Origin of the sequence: Finegoldia magna (assembly GCF_003182075.1) — a bacterium.
Classification (GTDB): domain Bacteria; phylum Bacillota; class Clostridia; order Tissierellales; family Peptoniphilaceae; genus Finegoldia; species Finegoldia magna.
On the sequence record NZ_QGTH01000006.1, the window covers coordinates 1 to 15,862 of the forward strand.

At 28.0% G+C, this 15,862-nt stretch carries 17 protein-coding genes; 2 read left to right on the forward strand and 15 right to left on the reverse strand.

All coding sequences use genetic code 11. The features are described 5' to 3' along the window. Positions 1-110: 110 nt before the first annotated feature. The 12 genes from DES33_RS03300 to DES33_RS03355 form a co-directional block, all read right to left on the reverse strand. The gene (locus DES33_RS03300) at positions 111-1,334 is read right to left on the reverse strand and encodes an IS110 family RNA-guided transposase (protein ID WP_110058077.1); all 1,224 of its coding nucleotides are present in this window, start codon (positions 1,332-1,334) and stop codon (positions 111-113) included. A 275-nt stretch (positions 1,335-1,609) separates the two neighbouring features. Next, positions 1,610-3,373, reverse strand: a complete 1,764-nt coding sequence (locus DES33_RS03305) for a C40 family peptidase (RefSeq protein ID WP_094224656.1) — start codon at positions 3,371-3,373, stop codon at positions 1,610-1,612. Positions 3,374-3,607: 234 nt separating this feature from the next. Further along, complete coding sequence (gene frr, locus DES33_RS03310) at positions 3,608-4,165, reverse strand: ribosome recycling factor (RefSeq protein WP_094224655.1); 558 nt, start codon at positions 4,163-4,165, stop codon at positions 3,608-3,610. Continuing rightward, complete coding sequence (gene pyrH, locus DES33_RS03315; protein WP_094205628.1) at positions 4,158-4,877, reverse strand: UMP kinase; 720 nt, start codon at positions 4,875-4,877, stop codon at positions 4,158-4,160. The genes frr and pyrH overlap by 8 nt, the downstream gene beginning before the upstream one ends. Before the next feature lie 123 nt (positions 4,878-5,000). Next, a complete protein-coding gene (tsf, locus tag DES33_RS03320) occupies positions 5,001-5,675 on the reverse strand; it encodes a translation elongation factor Ts (RefSeq protein WP_094224654.1) in 675 nt (224 codons plus the stop codon). Between the two features lie 78 nt (positions 5,676-5,753). After that, on the reverse strand, positions 5,754-6,566 hold the full coding sequence (gene rpsB / locus DES33_RS03325; RefSeq protein WP_094224653.1) for a 30S ribosomal protein S2: 813 nt from the start codon (positions 6,564-6,566) through the stop codon (positions 5,754-5,756). A 115-nt stretch (positions 6,567-6,681) separates the two neighbouring features. Next, positions 6,682-8,748, reverse strand: a complete 2,067-nt coding sequence (gene topA, locus DES33_RS03330) for a type I DNA topoisomerase (RefSeq protein ID WP_094224652.1) — start codon at positions 8,746-8,748, stop codon at positions 6,682-6,684. A gap of 19 nt (positions 8,749-8,767) precedes the next feature. Further along, a complete protein-coding gene (locus tag DES33_RS03335) occupies positions 8,768-9,310 on the reverse strand; it encodes a class IV adenylate cyclase (protein ID WP_094224651.1) in 543 nt (180 codons plus the stop codon). Position 9,311: 1 nt separating this feature from the next. Further along, positions 9,312-9,992, reverse strand: a complete 681-nt coding sequence (locus tag DES33_RS03340; protein ID WP_094224650.1) for a metallophosphoesterase — start codon at positions 9,990-9,992, stop codon at positions 9,312-9,314. A gap of 2 nt (positions 9,993-9,994) precedes the next feature. Next, complete coding sequence (locus DES33_RS03345) at positions 9,995-12,247, reverse strand: ATP-binding protein (RefSeq protein WP_110058078.1); 2,253 nt, start codon at positions 12,245-12,247, stop codon at positions 9,995-9,997. Next, complete coding sequence (locus DES33_RS03350) at positions 12,244-13,320, reverse strand: metallophosphoesterase family protein (RefSeq protein WP_094224648.1); 1,077 nt, start codon at positions 13,318-13,320, stop codon at positions 12,244-12,246. The genes DES33_RS03345 and DES33_RS03350 overlap by 4 nt, the downstream gene beginning before the upstream one ends. Positions 13,321-13,328: 8 nt before the next feature. After that, the gene (locus tag DES33_RS03355) at positions 13,329-13,568 is read right to left on the reverse strand and encodes a YdbC family protein (protein ID WP_094224647.1); all 240 of its coding nucleotides are present in this window, start codon (positions 13,566-13,568) and stop codon (positions 13,329-13,331) included. Positions 13,569-13,756: 188 nt separating this feature from the next. Here DES33_RS03355 and DES33_RS03360 point away from each other — a divergent pair, with 188 nt between their 5' ends. Further along, positions 13,757-14,374, forward strand: coding sequence for a regulatory protein RecX (locus DES33_RS03360; RefSeq protein WP_094224646.1), 618 nt, complete (start codon positions 13,757-13,759; stop codon positions 14,372-14,374). After that, positions 14,374-14,649 carry a GIY-YIG nuclease family protein gene (locus DES33_RS03365; protein ID WP_094224645.1) on the forward strand — a complete coding sequence of 92 codons (276 nt, stop codon included), beginning with the start codon at positions 14,374-14,376 and terminating at the stop codon, positions 14,647-14,649. Before DES33_RS03360 ends, DES33_RS03365 begins: the two co-directional genes overlap by 1 nt. Positions 14,650-14,680: 31 nt before the next feature. Here the strand turns inward: DES33_RS03365 and rplT are convergent, their stop codons facing one another. The 3 genes from rplT to infC are packed head-to-tail and all read right to left on the reverse strand — an operon-like array spanning position 14,681 to position 15,764. Next, positions 14,681-15,034, reverse strand: coding sequence for a 50S ribosomal protein L20 (gene rplT / locus DES33_RS03370; protein ID WP_002838114.1), 354 nt, complete (start codon positions 15,032-15,034; stop codon positions 14,681-14,683). 18 nt (positions 15,035-15,052) lie between these two features. Further along, the gene (gene rpmI, locus DES33_RS03375; protein WP_002838103.1) at positions 15,053-15,244 is read right to left on the reverse strand and encodes a 50S ribosomal protein L35; all 192 of its coding nucleotides are present in this window, start codon (positions 15,242-15,244) and stop codon (positions 15,053-15,055) included. Between the two features lie 13 nt (positions 15,245-15,257). After that, positions 15,258-15,764 carry a translation initiation factor IF-3 gene (gene infC, locus DES33_RS03380; protein WP_094205617.1) on the reverse strand — a complete coding sequence of 169 codons (507 nt, stop codon included), beginning with the start codon at positions 15,762-15,764 and terminating at the stop codon, positions 15,258-15,260. Between the last annotated feature and the right edge of the window lie 98 nt (positions 15,765-15,862).

Sequence of the window (15,862 nt, forward strand, 5' to 3'; positions counted from 1 at the left end):
TGAGTCTTGTTTCTGGTCTTTTTCTTGGCATTTTAAAATCCTCCTGATTACTATTATATCAGGAGGATTCTATACACAAACTATTTCACAGTCTCTGTAATTTTTAGATTTTATGCTACTTTTAATTCTTGTTTTTGGGCTTTTGATTCCATAACTCTTGCATAGTAGATTCTTAAGAATTTGTTTAATCCTGCAAATTTACATACTTTTTTGGCTTTTCCTTCTTTTTCTTTTTTTATCATGTACTTATATATTTCATTTTCTGCTTTTTTAGCACTCATCATACATTTCATTGCTTGGTAGCCTACTTTTCTTAGTATTGCGTTTCCACTTTTACTTATTTTTCTTTGATCTGCTTTAAAGTTTCCTGATTCATATGGTGGTGCGTCTATCCCTATAAAGGATATTAGGCTTTTTTTATTTTTAAATTTTGATAGGTCGCCAAATTCTGCTACTATTTGTACTGCTAATTTTTCTGATATGCCTGAGAATTTTTTTGCTTCTTGATATTCTTCTAAGGGCTCGGATATTTCTATCATTTGTGATAAAATTCTATTTAGAATCTGATTTATTTGTTTTATCAGGTTTATTCCTTCTCTGATATTTGTTTCTATTTTTGTGTTATGGGAAGGTTGTGTTGAGATACTATCCTCTGCTAATTGGTAAATGGCTTTTGCTTTGTTTGCATTTGGATGGTATCTCTTTTCTTTTGCCCACCTTTTATATTCTTCTATAAATTCTTCTTCTGTTTTTTCTAATACTAGGTCTTTATGCCACCATTTTTCTAAAAAGTCTAAGAGTTTGTCTTTTGAAAAGTCTCCTGAATTATGTAGTATTAGTTTTTTTATGCCTGGAAATGTTTGATGCATTGTTTGATCTATGTAGTTCATTTGATCGATTCTTAGCTCCATGTAATGTTGGTAGTTTCTGTTTAATTCTTTTAAGACTATGTAGTTTTCTTCATCTACTTTGTATTCTTCTAATTCTTTCCAATACATTAGTCCATATTCTGCTATTTGTTTTGCATCCATCTTGTCATTTTTTGCTTTTCTAAAGTTTAATGCTCGACAATATTGTTTCATTTTTAATGGATTTATTACTGTTACAAAGTATCCTCTATCTTTTAATTCATAAAGTATTGGTAGATGATATTTTCCTGTTGCTTCCATTGTTATTTTTACTTCTTCTTTTAATTTTTCTAGTTTCTCTATTAATTCTTCTACTTTTGTTTTTTTAAGAGAAACATCAAAGGGTTTCCAAATTATTTTGTTTCCTTGTTCTAATGCACAAACCGTTATTTTTTCTTTTGATATGTCTATTCCTACAGATATCATAATTTCCCTTCTTTCTTATTATTTTGTAGTTTCTACCTGCACCATTACACTCTTTTTAGCTTGTGACACGGACGTTTTGCCCAACCTGCTTAACCGAATATGAATAATGAAAAGGTAGTTGACAGTTTTATTGGCGGATGTTTCAACCCTAAAAGCGACTCGTCATACTACATCTTCATTATACAAAAATAGTGCAAGATAGGAATTACTTCCTTTCTTACACTATTTATGGTACTAAAAAAGCTACTAGCATTAAATGCCAATAGCTTATGATTTTAGTTTAAGATTCTTCTTGCTGTTACAAATGTATTTGAGTAATAGTTTGAGTCAATGTCTGAAATAATTACACCAGTTGAAGGTGTTGATGCATGAATCATTTTTCCATTACCAACATAAATCCCAACGTGAGAAATACTTCCTGAACCATTTGTACTAAAGAATAACAAATCTCCTTGTTTTAAATTACTTTTATTTACAGGATATCCATTATTTGATTGTGCAGCTGAGTTTCTATAAAGAGAAATACCGCAAACTTTATTATATAAATAACTAGTTAATCCAGAGCAATCAAATCCTACTCCTGGTTGTGCAGAACCCCAAACATATCTTTCTCCCAAATAATTATAAGCTGCTTGAGCTACAGCACTGCCAGAACCACCTTCATTAGATCTTACAACCTTAGAATTAGAATCTTTTTTGTAAGAATCTTTAACTTCTGTGTTTTTTGTTTGGTTTGATTCAACTTTACTGTCTTGAATATAATTTACAGAAACATATCTACCTTCAGAAAGTTTTAACCAATATTCTCCCTTAATACCACTTACTTTAGTACCTTTTTCTAATACAGAAACTATGTTAGAATCCATGCTGTCTTTATCTCTAACATTTACAGCTTCCTTTACATATCCAGTATAGTTAGCTCCTTCAAATTTTGTAGAATTTGATTTCTTCACTTGTTCTTTGGTTTTAACTTCTGAAACTTTAAGTTCATCATTTTTCTTTTCTTCAATTTTAGTTTTTTGCAAGTATTTTATACTAATAAAACCATTATTTCCATTTACAGAAGTTTTGAACCATCCATCTTCAACTACACCTTGTACTTTAGTGTTTTTCTCTAATACACCTAGTTTATTAGAGCTGATTGATTTTTCACTTCTTAGATAAACTGGAGATTTTACCCACATATCTACTGGCTTTTCAGTAGATTTAGATTTTACTTCAGATTTTACTTTCTTAACTTCAGGATTATTTTTTGAAACTTGTTTTTTAGTTTCAGAATCTACTTTTTTATTTGATTTTTCATTCGTCAAGAAGTCTTTACTTACGTATGCTTCTTTGTTTTTATAGCTTATTTTTGCCCATGATTTATTGCTATCATCTTTAACAACAATTTTAGTATCTTTTGGTAATACACCTATTGCTTCAGATTCTTTATCTGCTTGTTCTCTTACAAATAAATCACCTGTCGTAGATTTTGTTATATTTGAATAAATCTTTTCTTCTTCATTTTCAGAATTTCTTGAAAGAGTTAATGAAGCTACTTCAGATTTTTCTTTCTTTAGGCTTGATTTTGAATTCTTATTATCTTCTGAAATTTTCCCAACATTTGCAGTAGATAATTCTACTTTTTTAGATTCATCTTTTTTTGGATCTACTTTTTCACTATTTTTTTTATATGTAGAAACGTTATTATAAACAGAATCTTTTAATTCTTGCTTATTCTCTTTAACTTCTTTTACTTCAGAATTAATTTCTTCTTTAGATTCTTTAGATATAGTTCTTGTGGAATCATTTAATACGTTTCTTACTTGTGAATTTCTTATTTCATTAAGAGCTTTCTCTTTTTCTTCTTTTTCAGCATTTGGAGTCAATAAATCATTGCTTTTTATTGCAACTGAATATTTAGAATCATTTGATTGATTAGACTCAATATTATTGTCTCCGATTAAAGTTGTAGAACTTAAATAAGGCGATACAAAAGTTCCTACAGCTATGACTGAAGCTAATCCGATAGATAAGCCAAGTCCTTTTTTGTTCATATTAACTTCCTCCTAATACATCCTAAGATAATATTAAAAGAATTAAAAAAATATGTCAAGTAAATTCAACAAAAAAGTTACAAATAAGTTTCAAAAAAGTAATAATTGTAACATTTTTGTCATAATTACTGATTTCTCCACTTTTATATAAGTTAATTCAAAATAAAAATTTTATTAAAATAAAAAAATCTATTCATAACATAATGAATAGATTTTTAATTTAATATTAATTTTTTAGATTTCCATTAGTTCAGTTTCTTTATCAGAAACAATATTGTCAATTTCTTTTGTTAACTTATCTGTTAATGATTGAATATCATCTAATAATACGTGCAATTCATCTTCAGATATTTCAGCATTTTTTTCCATTTTTTTTGCATCGTCAACAAAATCTCTTCTTATAGATCTTATAGTGACTTTAGATTTTTCGCCATATTCTTTAACAACTTTTGTCAATTCTTTTCTTCTGTCTTCAGTTAATTGCGGAAATGGTAATCTTATAATATTCCCATCATTGGAAGGAGTGATTCCCAAATTAGATGCTTGAATTTGTTTTTCAATTTCTTTCATTATTGATTTATCCCATGGCTGAATTGTAAGTAATCTAGCTTCTGGAGCAGAAATCGTAGCAACTTGTTTTAAAGGTGTTGAAGTCCCATAATAATCTATCATAATATTATCTAATACGCTAGGATTCGCACGACCAGCTCTTACTGTTTTTAGATCTTCTCTTAAAGCATGCAATGTTTTCTCAGCTTTTGTTTCCATATCTTTTAAAATTTGTTTACTCATTTTTATCCCCCTCAACAATTGTTCCAATATTTTCTCCATGAGAAACTCTAATTATATTTTTAGGATCATCTATACCAAAAACTACTAATCCCATATTATTTTCCATGCAGAGTGATGTGGCTGTTGCATCCATTATTCCTAAGCCTTTGTTTAAAATATCAATATAAGTAAGTTTATCGTATTTGATTGCATTTTTATTTTTATTAGGATCAGAATCGTATATACCATCTGTTCCTCTTTTACCTGCTAAAATAACATCAGCGTTAATTTCTACTGCTCTTAACGCAGCTGTTGTATCAGTAGAAAAATATGGTAATCCTGTTCCTGCAGCAAAAATTACAATTCTACCTTTTTCAATATGTCTTATCGCTCTCCTTCTAATATAAGGTTCTGCAACTTGTTTCATATCTATTGCTGTTTGTACTCTTGTTTGAATACCTTTTGCTTCCAAAGATGCTTGCAATCTCAAAGCATTTATTGTCGTTCCTAACATTCCCATTGAGTCCGATGTAGCTCTATCAATTTTAGATGATCTTCCTCTCCAAAAATTTCCACCACCAACAACAATAGCAATTTCTAATCCTTCTTCGTGGACAGCTTTTATAGAATCGCAAATATTTTCTATAATATCATCATCTAATCCGTGTCCTTGGTCTCCACTTAAAGCTTCACCGCTTAATTTTAGTAGAACTCTTTTATATTTTAAACTCAAAATTTCCTCCTAATTAATAATAAGGTTTTCTTTAATTAATCATACCAAATTAACATTTTAAAATCAATATGATACTATGTAAAATAAAAAAAAGCTGCAATATAGAAATTGCAGCAATAATTTTTATTGACCCATTTGTTTTTTTACTTCTTCAGCAAAATCTTCGTTTTTCTTTTCTAAACCTTCGCCAACTTCAAATCTAGCAAATCTACGAATTTTAATGTTTTCACCTATTTTTGCAATTAAATCTGTTAATAATTCTTCTACAGATTTATTAGGATCTTTAATGAATGGTTGTTCTAATAAACAAATTTGTGAGTAGAATTTGTTTATTCTTCCTTCAACTTTCTTTTCAGCAATCATTTTTGCTTTATCTTCAGGAATATTTTTTCCGTCGTTTTCGTTCATAGCTTGATGAACTAATACTTCTTTTTCCTTTTCTACTTCTTCAGATGGTACTTCATCACGACTTACGTATTTTGGATTTGATGCTACAACTTGCATTGCTATATCTTTGGCGAAATCCTTAAATTCTTCATTTTTTGCAACGAAATCTGTTTCGCTATTGATTTCAACAATAGCAGCAATTTTTCCACCGTGAATATAAGTTTCAACAATACCTTCAGATGCTAATCTTCCAGCTTTTTTTTCTGCTCCAGCAAGTCCTTTTTCTCTCAAAAGGTCAATTGCTTTTTCAATATTTCCATCTGCTTCAGATAGGGCTTTCTTACAGTCCATCATTCCTGCGCCAGTTTTTTCTCTTAATTCTTTTACCATACTAGCAGTAATTTGTGCCATTTTATTACCTCCAATTGAATTAAAAAGCGACTGTCAAACAATTATTTAATTTTAAGTTTAACCGTCGCTTGTTTTTTATTATTCTTCGTCTGATTGTTCTTCAGAATTTTCAACAAATTCTTTTAAATCTTCTTCTGATACAGATTCTTCGTTTTCAGATTCTTCTGTATCATTTTCAATTTCAGAATAAACTTCTTCTGAATCTTCACGACCTTGATTTGCTTCAATAACAGCATCAGCAATTGTAGAAGTTAAAAGCTTAACCGCTCTAATTGCATCATCGTTACCAGGAATAGCAATATCCAATTCGTCTGGATCACAGTTAGTATCTACGATACCTACAACTGGTATTCCTAATATTTTTGCTTCGTGAACAGCAATGTATTCTTTTTTAGGATCAACTACAAAAAGTACACTTGGCATTTTTGTCATTTTTCTAATACCACCAAGGTTTTTTTCTAGTTTTTCTCTTTCTCTTTCTAATTGGCTAACTTCTTTTTTAGGTAAAAGATCGAAAGTTCCATCTTCTTCCATTTCATATAATTGGTGAAGTCTATTAATTCTTGTTTTGATAGTTTTGTAGTTTGTTAACATACCACCTAACCATCTTTGGCTTACATAATGTTGTCCACATCTTTTAGCTTCTGTTTCGATTGCTTCTTGAGCTTGTTTTTTTGTTCCTACGAAAAGAACTTCTCCACCATCTGCAACGATGTCTCTTACATAATTGTAAGCATCATCAATTTGTTTTACAGTTTTTTGAAGATCTATAATATAGATTCCATTTCTTTCTGTAAATATAAATTTTGACATTTTTGGGTTCCATCTTCTTGTTTGATGTCCAAAGTGAACCCCAGCTTCTAACAATGATTTCATCGATACTACTGACATTTTTTCTACCTCCGTTTTTTTCCTCCAGACGACTCATCTACAAATGCGACAATTAAGCAACTGCATCTGTATCATCGACTGTGTGTTTTACCTTCAAAGTATATCATATATGTTTTTATTTTTCAAGCTTTTTATAATCACATTTTTCATTAGAACAAAGAATGGATTCTCCATGCCTATTTTTTCTATGAACTAGTAAACTACCACATTCAGGACATTTTTCACCTGTAGGCTTATCCCATAAAGCGAAGTCGCAATTTGGATAATTTTCACATCCATAAAAAACTTTACCTCTTTTAGAAACTTTTTCTATTATTCTGTGACCACATTTTGGGCATTTTACTTTAGTATCTTTTACAATAGTTTCAGTATATTTGCAATCAGGAAAAGCACTACAGCCAATAAACTTTCCATTTCTTCCGTGTTTTATTACCAAATCATTGCCACATTCAGGGCATTTACGTCCAATTGGTTCGTCTTTAACTTTAAATTTATCTTGTGCATTTTTTGCATTGATTAAATCTTCATTAAATCCATCATAAAAATCTCTAATTACTTTTTTCCATTCAACGTCGTTTTCAGCAATATTATCTAATTCATTCTCCATTTCAGCAGTGAATTTTTCATTAATAATTGAATCAAAATATTTAACTACAAATTCACAAACTTTTTCTCCGATTTCTGTTGTATAAAATTTTTTCTCTTTTAATTCAACATAATTTCTAGACAAAATACTGCTTATAATCGATGCATAAGTGCTAGGCCTTCCAATGCCATCTTCTTCAAGTGTTTTTACAAGGCTTGCTTCTGTGTATCTAGGTTTTGGTTTAGTAAAATGTTGTTTAGATTCTATTTCTTTTGAAGTTATAGATTCTTTTTCCTTTAATTCAGGCAATTCGCTATCTTTAGTATTTAAAGAATATACTCTTGTAAAACCATCAAAAATCACCACGTTACCATTAGATCTAAAAGTATAACCATTGTTATCAAAATCTATTGATGTAGATAAATATCTTGCATCTTTCATCTGACTAGCAACAGTTCTTTCCCAAATTAATTTATATAATTTATATTGATCATCTGTCAAATATTTCTTAATTTCATTCGGTCTTCTTTTTACTGATGAAGGCCTAATACCTTCGTGAGCATCTTGTGATCCTTTTTTCTTTTTAGAATAATCGTATCCTTTTGTGGCATATTGTTTTCCATAGAGATCATTAATAATATCTAGGCAATCACTCACGCAAACATGAGAAATTCTTGTTGAATCTGTTCTCATATAAGTTATCAAACCTACTGAACCTTCGCTACCCAAACTAATTCCTTCATACAACTGTTGAGCTATTCTCATAGTTTTAGAAGTTTGAAAATACAACTTTTTATAGGATTCTTGTTGAAGTGTAGAAGTAGTAAAAGGAGCGTAAGGTTTCCTAGATTTTTTTTGTTGTTTTATAGAATCTACAACAAAATTATCTGACAAATCATTTAAAATTTTATCCGCTTCATCCTTGTTTTTTATATTGATTTTATTAGATTTATCGTTTTTTGAATAATATAACTCAGAATCAAATTCCAATTTTTCTTTGGATAAATTTGCATGAATAGACCAGTATTCTTCTGGTTCAAACTCTCTTATCTCTTTTTCTCTTTCACAAATTAATCTTAAGGCTACAGACTGTACTCTACCAGCACTTAGACCAGATTTAACTTTCTTCCATAATAACGGAGAAATGCTATAACCTACTATACGATCTAAAACCCTTCTTGCTTGTTGGGCATCTACCAATTTTAAATCAATAGCTTCAGGTTTTTTTATTGCCTCTTTTACAGAGTCTTTAGTTATCTCTTGGAATTTTACTCTATTTTCTTCCTTTGGATTTATACCTAACAAATAGCACAAATGCCAAGAAATAGCTTCTCCTTCCCTATCAGGGTCGGTTGCCAAGAATATTTTTTGAGAATTTTTATAATCTTTTTTTAAAGCATTAATAACATTAGCTTTACCACGAACATTGATATATTGTGGTTCAAAATCATTGTCTATATCAATTCCTAATTTGCTTTTCGGTAAATCTCTTAAATGACCTATTGTGGCTACAACTTTATATCCAGAACCTAACATTTTTTGAATTGTTTTTGCTTTAGTTGGAGATTCTACTACTACTAGCTTTTTATTTGCCATTAAAAGTCGATCCTTTCTGTTAACTTTCTTGTAATTTAGATCTTAGTTCACTTATAGACTCAGTTGAAATTTGATCTTTATTTATTCCTAATTTATTTATTATCTCATTTAAATGTTCTTCATCTTTGACTTCAATTTCCAAATATGGATATGGATAAAAATCTTTATCCCAGCAATCAAAATCTAGTCTTGCATCCATAAACTCAAAAGATTTTCTTTCTTTCTTAGATGAAGATTGCTTATCTAATTTAACAAATTTTAATATTTGTTTCAAATTTTCTTCGCTATCAAACTCTATAGTATATTCATTATAATGTCTCACATTTGTATCATTAACTCTCTTCTTGTAAGTAAGAAATTTCTTGTTTTCATTATTAAAAATATCCTTTGAAATTCTTATTCTAAGATAATCACTACTATTAATTAAATCAAAATTATTAGATTCAATTAAAATATTTTCTTGAATTTCATGAGCTATCATTTTAGCCCCCATTTCAATAGCCTTATCCATCAAACCATTAAAATCATCTGTAAATACCTTACATTCTAATTCTTTTTCCATATTATCCCCTAATTTTCTTAACTTTAAAATCTATATAATCCGAAGACACACAATGTACATTTATTCCATCTATTATTCCTTCTACTACATTTAGATGTCCATATCCATGCAAATGTCCATATATTAAATGTGTAACATTATAATTTTTTAAACAATTAAATATCTCATTAGGTTGTTTATTAATATCAAAAGGTGGATAATGAAGCATCATAATAATATCATTGTTATTTCGGACGCTTTCCAAACTCATATTAACTCTTAAAATTTCTCTTTGAAAAATTTTTACATCTTTCTCTGTAGCTTCTTTGCTAGTTGGATCAAGCCACCCACGTGATCCACATATATTGATATCTCCTAAATCTAGTGAATCATTTTGAATAAAATTAATAGATTCTAATTCTAATTTTCTTAGTTTACTTATTCCAGACCACCAATAATCATGGTTACCTCTAGTTAGAATCTTTCTACCTGGACTCTTATCGATTCTTTTCAAATCTACAAAAGCATCATCTAATTGCATTGCCCAGGAAATATCTCCTGGTATAAGTATAATATCTTCATCATCTAATTTTTCTAGATTATGAAATATCTTTTCTTCATAATTATCCCAATTATCACCGAACACATCCATCGATTTTTCTTTTGTATAATCCAGATGTAAATCACCTATCGCATATATCATAATTACTTTAACTCAATTTTCTTATATATTATGTCTAGTTCATTTAACAATTGCTCATCTCTGTTTTGGCAAGAAAAAAGTATTATTTGATTATTATTTGAAATTTTAAATAACAAATCTAGACATTTCTTATATCTTACATCATCTAATTGGACAAAACAATCATCTAGTATCAGCAAATAATCAAGACCCATTAATTCTTCAAGAACACTTATTCTAATAAAAACAGAAAGCAAGTCAAATGTTCCAGAACTTAAATGTTTTTGTTCATAAAATTTTACTCCATCATAAATACTGACATCTAAATTTTCATCAACCCTAAATTTGTCCTTATCTTTAGTTGAATAAGCCATCATTTCTGAAACTTTCTTGTTAATTCTAGGGATAAAATTTTTGTGTAATTTATTTATACTTTTATTGATCAAATCCATAGCTAATTCTATAGATGTAATTTCATTTTCATACTTTTGAATATTCTCATTGATATCTGCTAATCTTTCTTCTTTTTCCAATAGAAGATTTACAGATTTTTCAAGTATTTTAGTCCTTTCAAATAATTTCGCATTTTCTTCAATAGATTCATCAATTTCTTTATTAAGTAAGTTGATATCTTTTATATCATTATCCTCAAGTTTTATTGAATCTGAATTAATATTTTCTAATAAAATACTAAAATCATATTCAGATGATATCTTTTGAAGTTGAGCATCTTTATCAGAAATTCTATCCATCAATTGGTTATACTCTATTTTTTTTCTTCTATAATCTTCAACATCTATGTTCTTCAAATTTCTTGATGAAGATAAAATATTGTTGATTTTAGACTTGGAACTTTCATCTTCATTTATAATTGAATCCAATTTTGAATCAATATCTTGAAGCTGTACCTCAAGTTTGCTCAAATAATCAATGCTTTTATCCATATTTGAGTCATATCTAAAGTCATTAATTACTTCATTGTAATTTTTATAACTCATATTAGTAATTTGATTAATCTTTTTCACAATCTTATTTAATTGACGATTGTATGATAATCTCTGAAATTTGTTCGATATAACAACTAAAATATAATATAGTACAAATAATACAGGAGCAATTACTATTTCTTTTGTATACCCCATCATATAAATCATCCCGGCAATAATTAATGTAACTATAACTCCAATAATAGATAATTTTATTTTTAATTTAGAAATTCCATTTAATTTTTCAATTAAATTATTAATTTCATCAATATAATCTCTTATAGTTTCATAATTACTAAGTTTTGCTTTTAATTGGTAGTAATCCTTACTTAATAATTTCTTTTGCTTCGATAACTCATTAAATGTAATTCTATTGTCGTTTAATAATTTATTTTGATATTCCAAACTATTTACATCATCTTCGTCAATGTCATTGATGTATTTAATCTTTAATACTCTGTCTAATAAACTTGCTTTTTCTTTTAAAATCTGCATTTTATAGTTTTTTGCATCTTCTATTTTTTCTATATCGTTCTTCTTGTGCAAATTAACTAATTTTTCTTTGTTTAAAAGCAAAGTCTCGTGTCTAAGCTTGTACTCATTTAACTTATTTAAACTATCTTCATATTCTTTTTTCTCTTTATTAATATTTTTGATTTCATCTTCTAAATCAAACTTTTTTTGATATAAACTCCCCAAAGGTTTTGCCTTAGATTGTTTAGTCCCAATATTTGATTTCATCTTTTCCAGATTATCTAGAGCTTTTTTAAATGAAACAGAATCATTATTGCTATCTGATGAATTCAATAGCATATCAACAATAGAACTTACATTCTTATTTTCTGCATCTAATTCTTTCAAATTAGAAAAAACAGTGGATTTGAAGATATCTGAAGGCATTTTAAAAAAGTATTCACCAGGAAATGATAAATTATCTTGATTAAAACCATCTAGTTCAGTTTCGTTATTGCCAGTAGTTTCATTGAAAATATTAAAATATTTTTCTTTGAAATTACGATAAATTACAAATCTCTTATTATCTTTCTCCACTAAAATACTGCCCTCATAGTTTTCGCTATTCCAAGGGCGATATTTTTCGTAGTCTTCAGTATATACAGTTCTCTTTAAATAAGGTTTAATAAATCCATAAAATACACCTTCTATAAATTTGGATATAGTGGTCTTCCCTGACTCATTTAACCCATAAATTAGATTAAATTTGTCTCCAAATTCTATTGTGTAATTATTAAATCTGCCAAATGATATCAAATCTAATCTAATAATTTTCATAAATTATTCTCCATTAAGGACTTAATTCCTAAATTAATTGCTCTTTTAACCACAGGATCTTCTTTATCCAAGTTTTTTGTTTCCTCAATAAAATAACCCAACACATTATTTCTGTTAAATTCATAAATTTTATCCAAATTTATATTAGATTCTGTGTTGTCAATTATTTCTACATATTCGCAATATTTTTTTAAACTTTCTTGTAAAGAATCTATATCTAGATCAAATCCTTCTTCTAATTGTCCCTTTAAATTAATTCTAATGTAATTTTTCTTATCTTCAACTAAACATTTAGACAATGAACCCACTAAATCGTAATAACTAAATTTATCTGATATATTATAGTCAAATTCATTGAAGTTTGATTCTGAACAATCTAAAAAATCGATGTCAAGTCTATTATCAACTATACTTCCAATAACAGCACCGTGCATCCCTTTTTCTTTAAAACTCAATGGTTCAATAGAACCTGGATACACAAATTTATCATTAAAAATCGTTGGTTTATGTATATGGCCTAAAGCCACATAATCAAAACCCAAATTATTTACTTTATCTTGATCAAAAAACATATAACAATTGTTATCATTTAATAAATCAGAATGAATCATTAAAACATTAGTTTTTAACTTGTCCAGTTTTAAATCATCAAAAATGTTTATAAAATCGTAGTTGTTTTTATTGTAACTTATCCCATAAACATCAGTGTCATCAAATTCTATTTTTTCAAGAGTATCCTTTTTGAAAATATTCAGATTATCACTAATATTTACCATATCCCATAAATTATCATTATAAATACGATCGTGATTACCACCTATAATGCAAATTTGTGAATTTGTTCTAGAAAATAGATCCATTAAACGATTCATATCACTTAGGCTAAAATTTTCCAAATTATACAAATCTCCAGACAGAAAAATATAATCAACATTTTCATCAATACTATATTTGATTAATTTTTCAACTGATGTCCAAATTCTTTGCCTTCTTATTTTAGACATAGATTGCGGAATTGAAGATTTTTCAAATTTCATGCCTAAGTGAAAATCAGCTGAATGTATAAACTTCAAAATAAATCCTACTTTTCTGAATCTAATTGTTTCAATTCATCATCTATTAATGCATGTAATACTCTTAATTCTTCTTCTGTGAATGTAAGACCTTTACTCATTCTGGTATGATCAGGATTCCATTCTCTAATATCGTATTTTGCATCGTAATCTGACCACTTAACAATATTTAATTCCTTATTCCAATTGTTAGCTTTTGTGGATAAAACTCCAATTCTTTCTACTATTTCAAATTTTAAATCAGCCATAATTACCTCCATTTTTATAAATATATTATAGCATTATTTTAAAATATGCAAATATATGTTTTTGTGTTAGAATATCATAGAGGTGAATTTCATGAAAAAACAAAAATTAGCTCAAATTATAGCTATTATTCTAGTGGCGATGATGGTTGCTCCATTCATACTCAATGTAATAATGAACATAAGATAAAATGATAATTCAAAAAATTGAGTTCAATGATAAAAAAGATAAGTTTGTAATTGAGACTGATACAAAAGAAAGTTTTTTATTAAGTTATAATGACTTTGAAAAATTTAAAATTCATAACGAAATGATAATAGATGATGAATTGTATGCTCACCTATTGAACATATCAAAATTTGGAGAAGCTTTTGAAATCAGCCTTAATTTTTTATCTTATAAATTACGAACTGAAAAAGAAATAATTACAAAATTAAAATCCAAGAAATTTAGCACAGAAATTATTGATGAAGTAATTACTAAATTAAAAAATCTAGATTTACTGAACGATTATAACTATGCAAAAATATTTATTAACGATAAAATTAATCTTACAAATTACAGTAAAAGACGAATAATCAACGATTTATACCAAAAAGGTATTGATAAAATAATTTACGAAGATTATTTAGAAGAAGTTTTTGGGTACAATATGGAATTAGACAAAGCTACTCAAATAGTTGAAACTAAAATCAACATTTGGAAAGAAAAATATGAAGGCTACGAGCTAAGGAATAAAATAGTTACCTTCTTACTCCAAAAAGGTTTCAGTTATGATGTTGCAAAACAAATTAGTGGTATGTATTAATGTATTATTTATATATTTTAGAATGTGCTGATAAGAGTTTATACACAGGCATTACAAATGATTTTTTAAGAAGAATTAAAATGCACAATAAAGGCAAAGCTAGTAAGTATACGAGAGCAAGGCTTCCCGTAAACTATGTTTTTATGAAAAAAATTGATAATAAAAGTGATGCATTAAAATTAGAAATTAAAACGAAAAGTCTAACTCGTGATAAAAAGTTAAAATTAATCAATTCAGAAGAGAATGAAATTAATTCTATATTAAAAAAAGCTTAAGTATGATATAAATCAACTTAAGCTTTTTATTTTATAAATTATTTTTTGCTAATTCTACTAATTTAGCAAATTCTTTTTCATCTCTAACAGCCATATCTGCAAGAACTTTTCTGTTCAAATCAACACCTGCTACTTTTAATCCGTGCATAAATTTGCTATAGCTTAAATCATGCATTCTTGTAGCTGCGTTAATTCTAGCAATCCATAATTTTCTGAAATCTCTTTTTCTTCTTTTTCTTCCAACATATGAATAAGCTAATGATTTCATAACAGCTTGGTTAGCAGTTTTGAATAATGTATGTTTTGAGCCGTAATATCCTTTAGCTTGTTTTAATACTTTTTTATGTCTTTTTCTATTATTTGTACCACGTTTAATTCTAGCCATTTATATTTCCCCCTCTAACTAAGGAATCATTTTATCGATTCTTTTCATATCTGCTTCGCTAACTGTTGTGCCTTTTCTTAAGTTTCTAATTCTCTTTGCAGATTTCTTTCCTGTTAAGTGACTTGCATAAGCTTTAAATCTTCTTAACTTACCTGTACCAGTTCTTCTAAATCTTTTAGCAGAACCTCTATGTGTCTTCATTTTTGGCATATTATTTCCCCCTCTAATTATCTTTATCAGTCAAAGGACCCATAAACATTATCATCATTCTACCTTCCATAGAAGGTTTCTTTTCTATTTGTCCTACATCTTTTGTTAATTCATAAAATTTATCAAGAACTTCCTTACCTAAATCTTTGTGACCAAGTTCTCTACCTCTAAATCTAACAGAAACTTTTACTCTGTTTTCATTGCTTAAAAATTTAGATGCTTGATTAGCCTTAACTTCTAAATCGTGCTTTTCAATATTTGGTGAAAGTCTTATTTCTTTTACGTTAATTACTTTTTGATTTTTCTTCGCTTCTTTTTCTTTCTTTAATGCATCGTATTTGTATTTTCCATAATCTAATATTTTGCATACAGGTGGCTTAGCGTTTGGTGCTACATTTACCAAATCTAGATGTTTATTTTCAGCCATTTTCAAAGCTTCTTTAATAGGAATTACACCTATTTGTTCACCTTCATCATCGATTAATCTAACTTTAGAAGATCTTATCTCCTCATTAATCATTAAGTCTTTTATATTATTCACCTCCAAAAAAATAATGGCGGGTAAAAATACCCGCCAAAAATTAATAATCAAATTAAATTTTAACCTTATGAATTCGA

What these genes read in the sequence shown, in the direction of transcription:
- DES33_RS03300 (WP_110058077.1), bottom strand. Translation starts at nt 1,334, where the DNA reads ATGATATCTGTAGGAATAGACATATCAAAAGAAAAAATAACGGTTTGT.
- DES33_RS03335 (WP_094224651.1), bottom strand. Translation starts at nt 9,310, where the DNA reads ATGGAAAAAGAATTAGAATGTAAGGTATTTACAGATGATTTTAATGGT.
- frr (WP_094224655.1), bottom strand. Translation starts at nt 4,165, where the DNA reads ATGAGTAAACAAATTTTAAAAGATATGGAAACAAAAGCTGAGAAAACA.
- rpmI (WP_002838103.1), bottom strand. Translation starts at nt 15,244, where the DNA reads ATGCCAAAAATGAAGACACATAGAGGTTCTGCTAAAAGATTTAGAAGA.
- infC (WP_094205617.1), bottom strand. Translation starts at nt 15,764, where the DNA reads ATGATTAATGAGGAGATAAGATCTTCTAAAGTTAGATTAATCGATGAT.
- tsf (WP_094224654.1), bottom strand. Translation starts at nt 5,675, where the DNA reads ATGGCACAAATTACTGCTAGTATGGTAAAAGAATTAAGAGAAAAAACT.
- DES33_RS03345 (WP_110058078.1), bottom strand. Translation starts at nt 12,247, where the DNA reads ATGAAAATTATTAGATTAGATTTGATATCATTTGGCAGATTTAATAAT.
- DES33_RS03355 (WP_094224647.1), bottom strand. Translation starts at nt 13,568, where the DNA reads ATGGCTGATTTAAAATTTGAAATAGTAGAAAGAATTGGAGTTTTATCC.
- DES33_RS03305 (WP_094224656.1), bottom strand. Translation starts at nt 3,373, where the DNA reads ATGAACAAAAAAGGACTTGGCTTATCTATCGGATTAGCTTCAGTCATA.
- rpsB (WP_094224653.1), bottom strand. Translation starts at nt 6,566, where the DNA reads ATGTCAGTAGTATCGATGAAATCATTGTTAGAAGCTGGGGTTCACTTT.
- DES33_RS03360 (WP_094224646.1), top strand. Translation starts at nt 13,757, where the DNA reads ATGATAATTCAAAAAATTGAGTTCAATGATAAAAAAGATAAGTTTGTA.
- DES33_RS03340 (WP_094224650.1), bottom strand. Translation starts at nt 9,992, where the DNA reads ATGATATATGCGATAGGTGATTTACATCTGGATTATACAAAAGAAAAA.
- DES33_RS03365 (WP_094224645.1), top strand. Translation starts at nt 14,374, where the DNA reads ATGTATTATTTATATATTTTAGAATGTGCTGATAAGAGTTTATACACA.
- topA (WP_094224652.1), bottom strand. Translation starts at nt 8,748, where the DNA reads ATGGCAAATAAAAAGCTAGTAGTAGTAGAATCTCCAACTAAAGCAAAA.
- rplT (WP_002838114.1), bottom strand. Translation starts at nt 15,034, where the DNA reads ATGGCTAGAATTAAACGTGGTACAAATAATAGAAAAAGACATAAAAAA.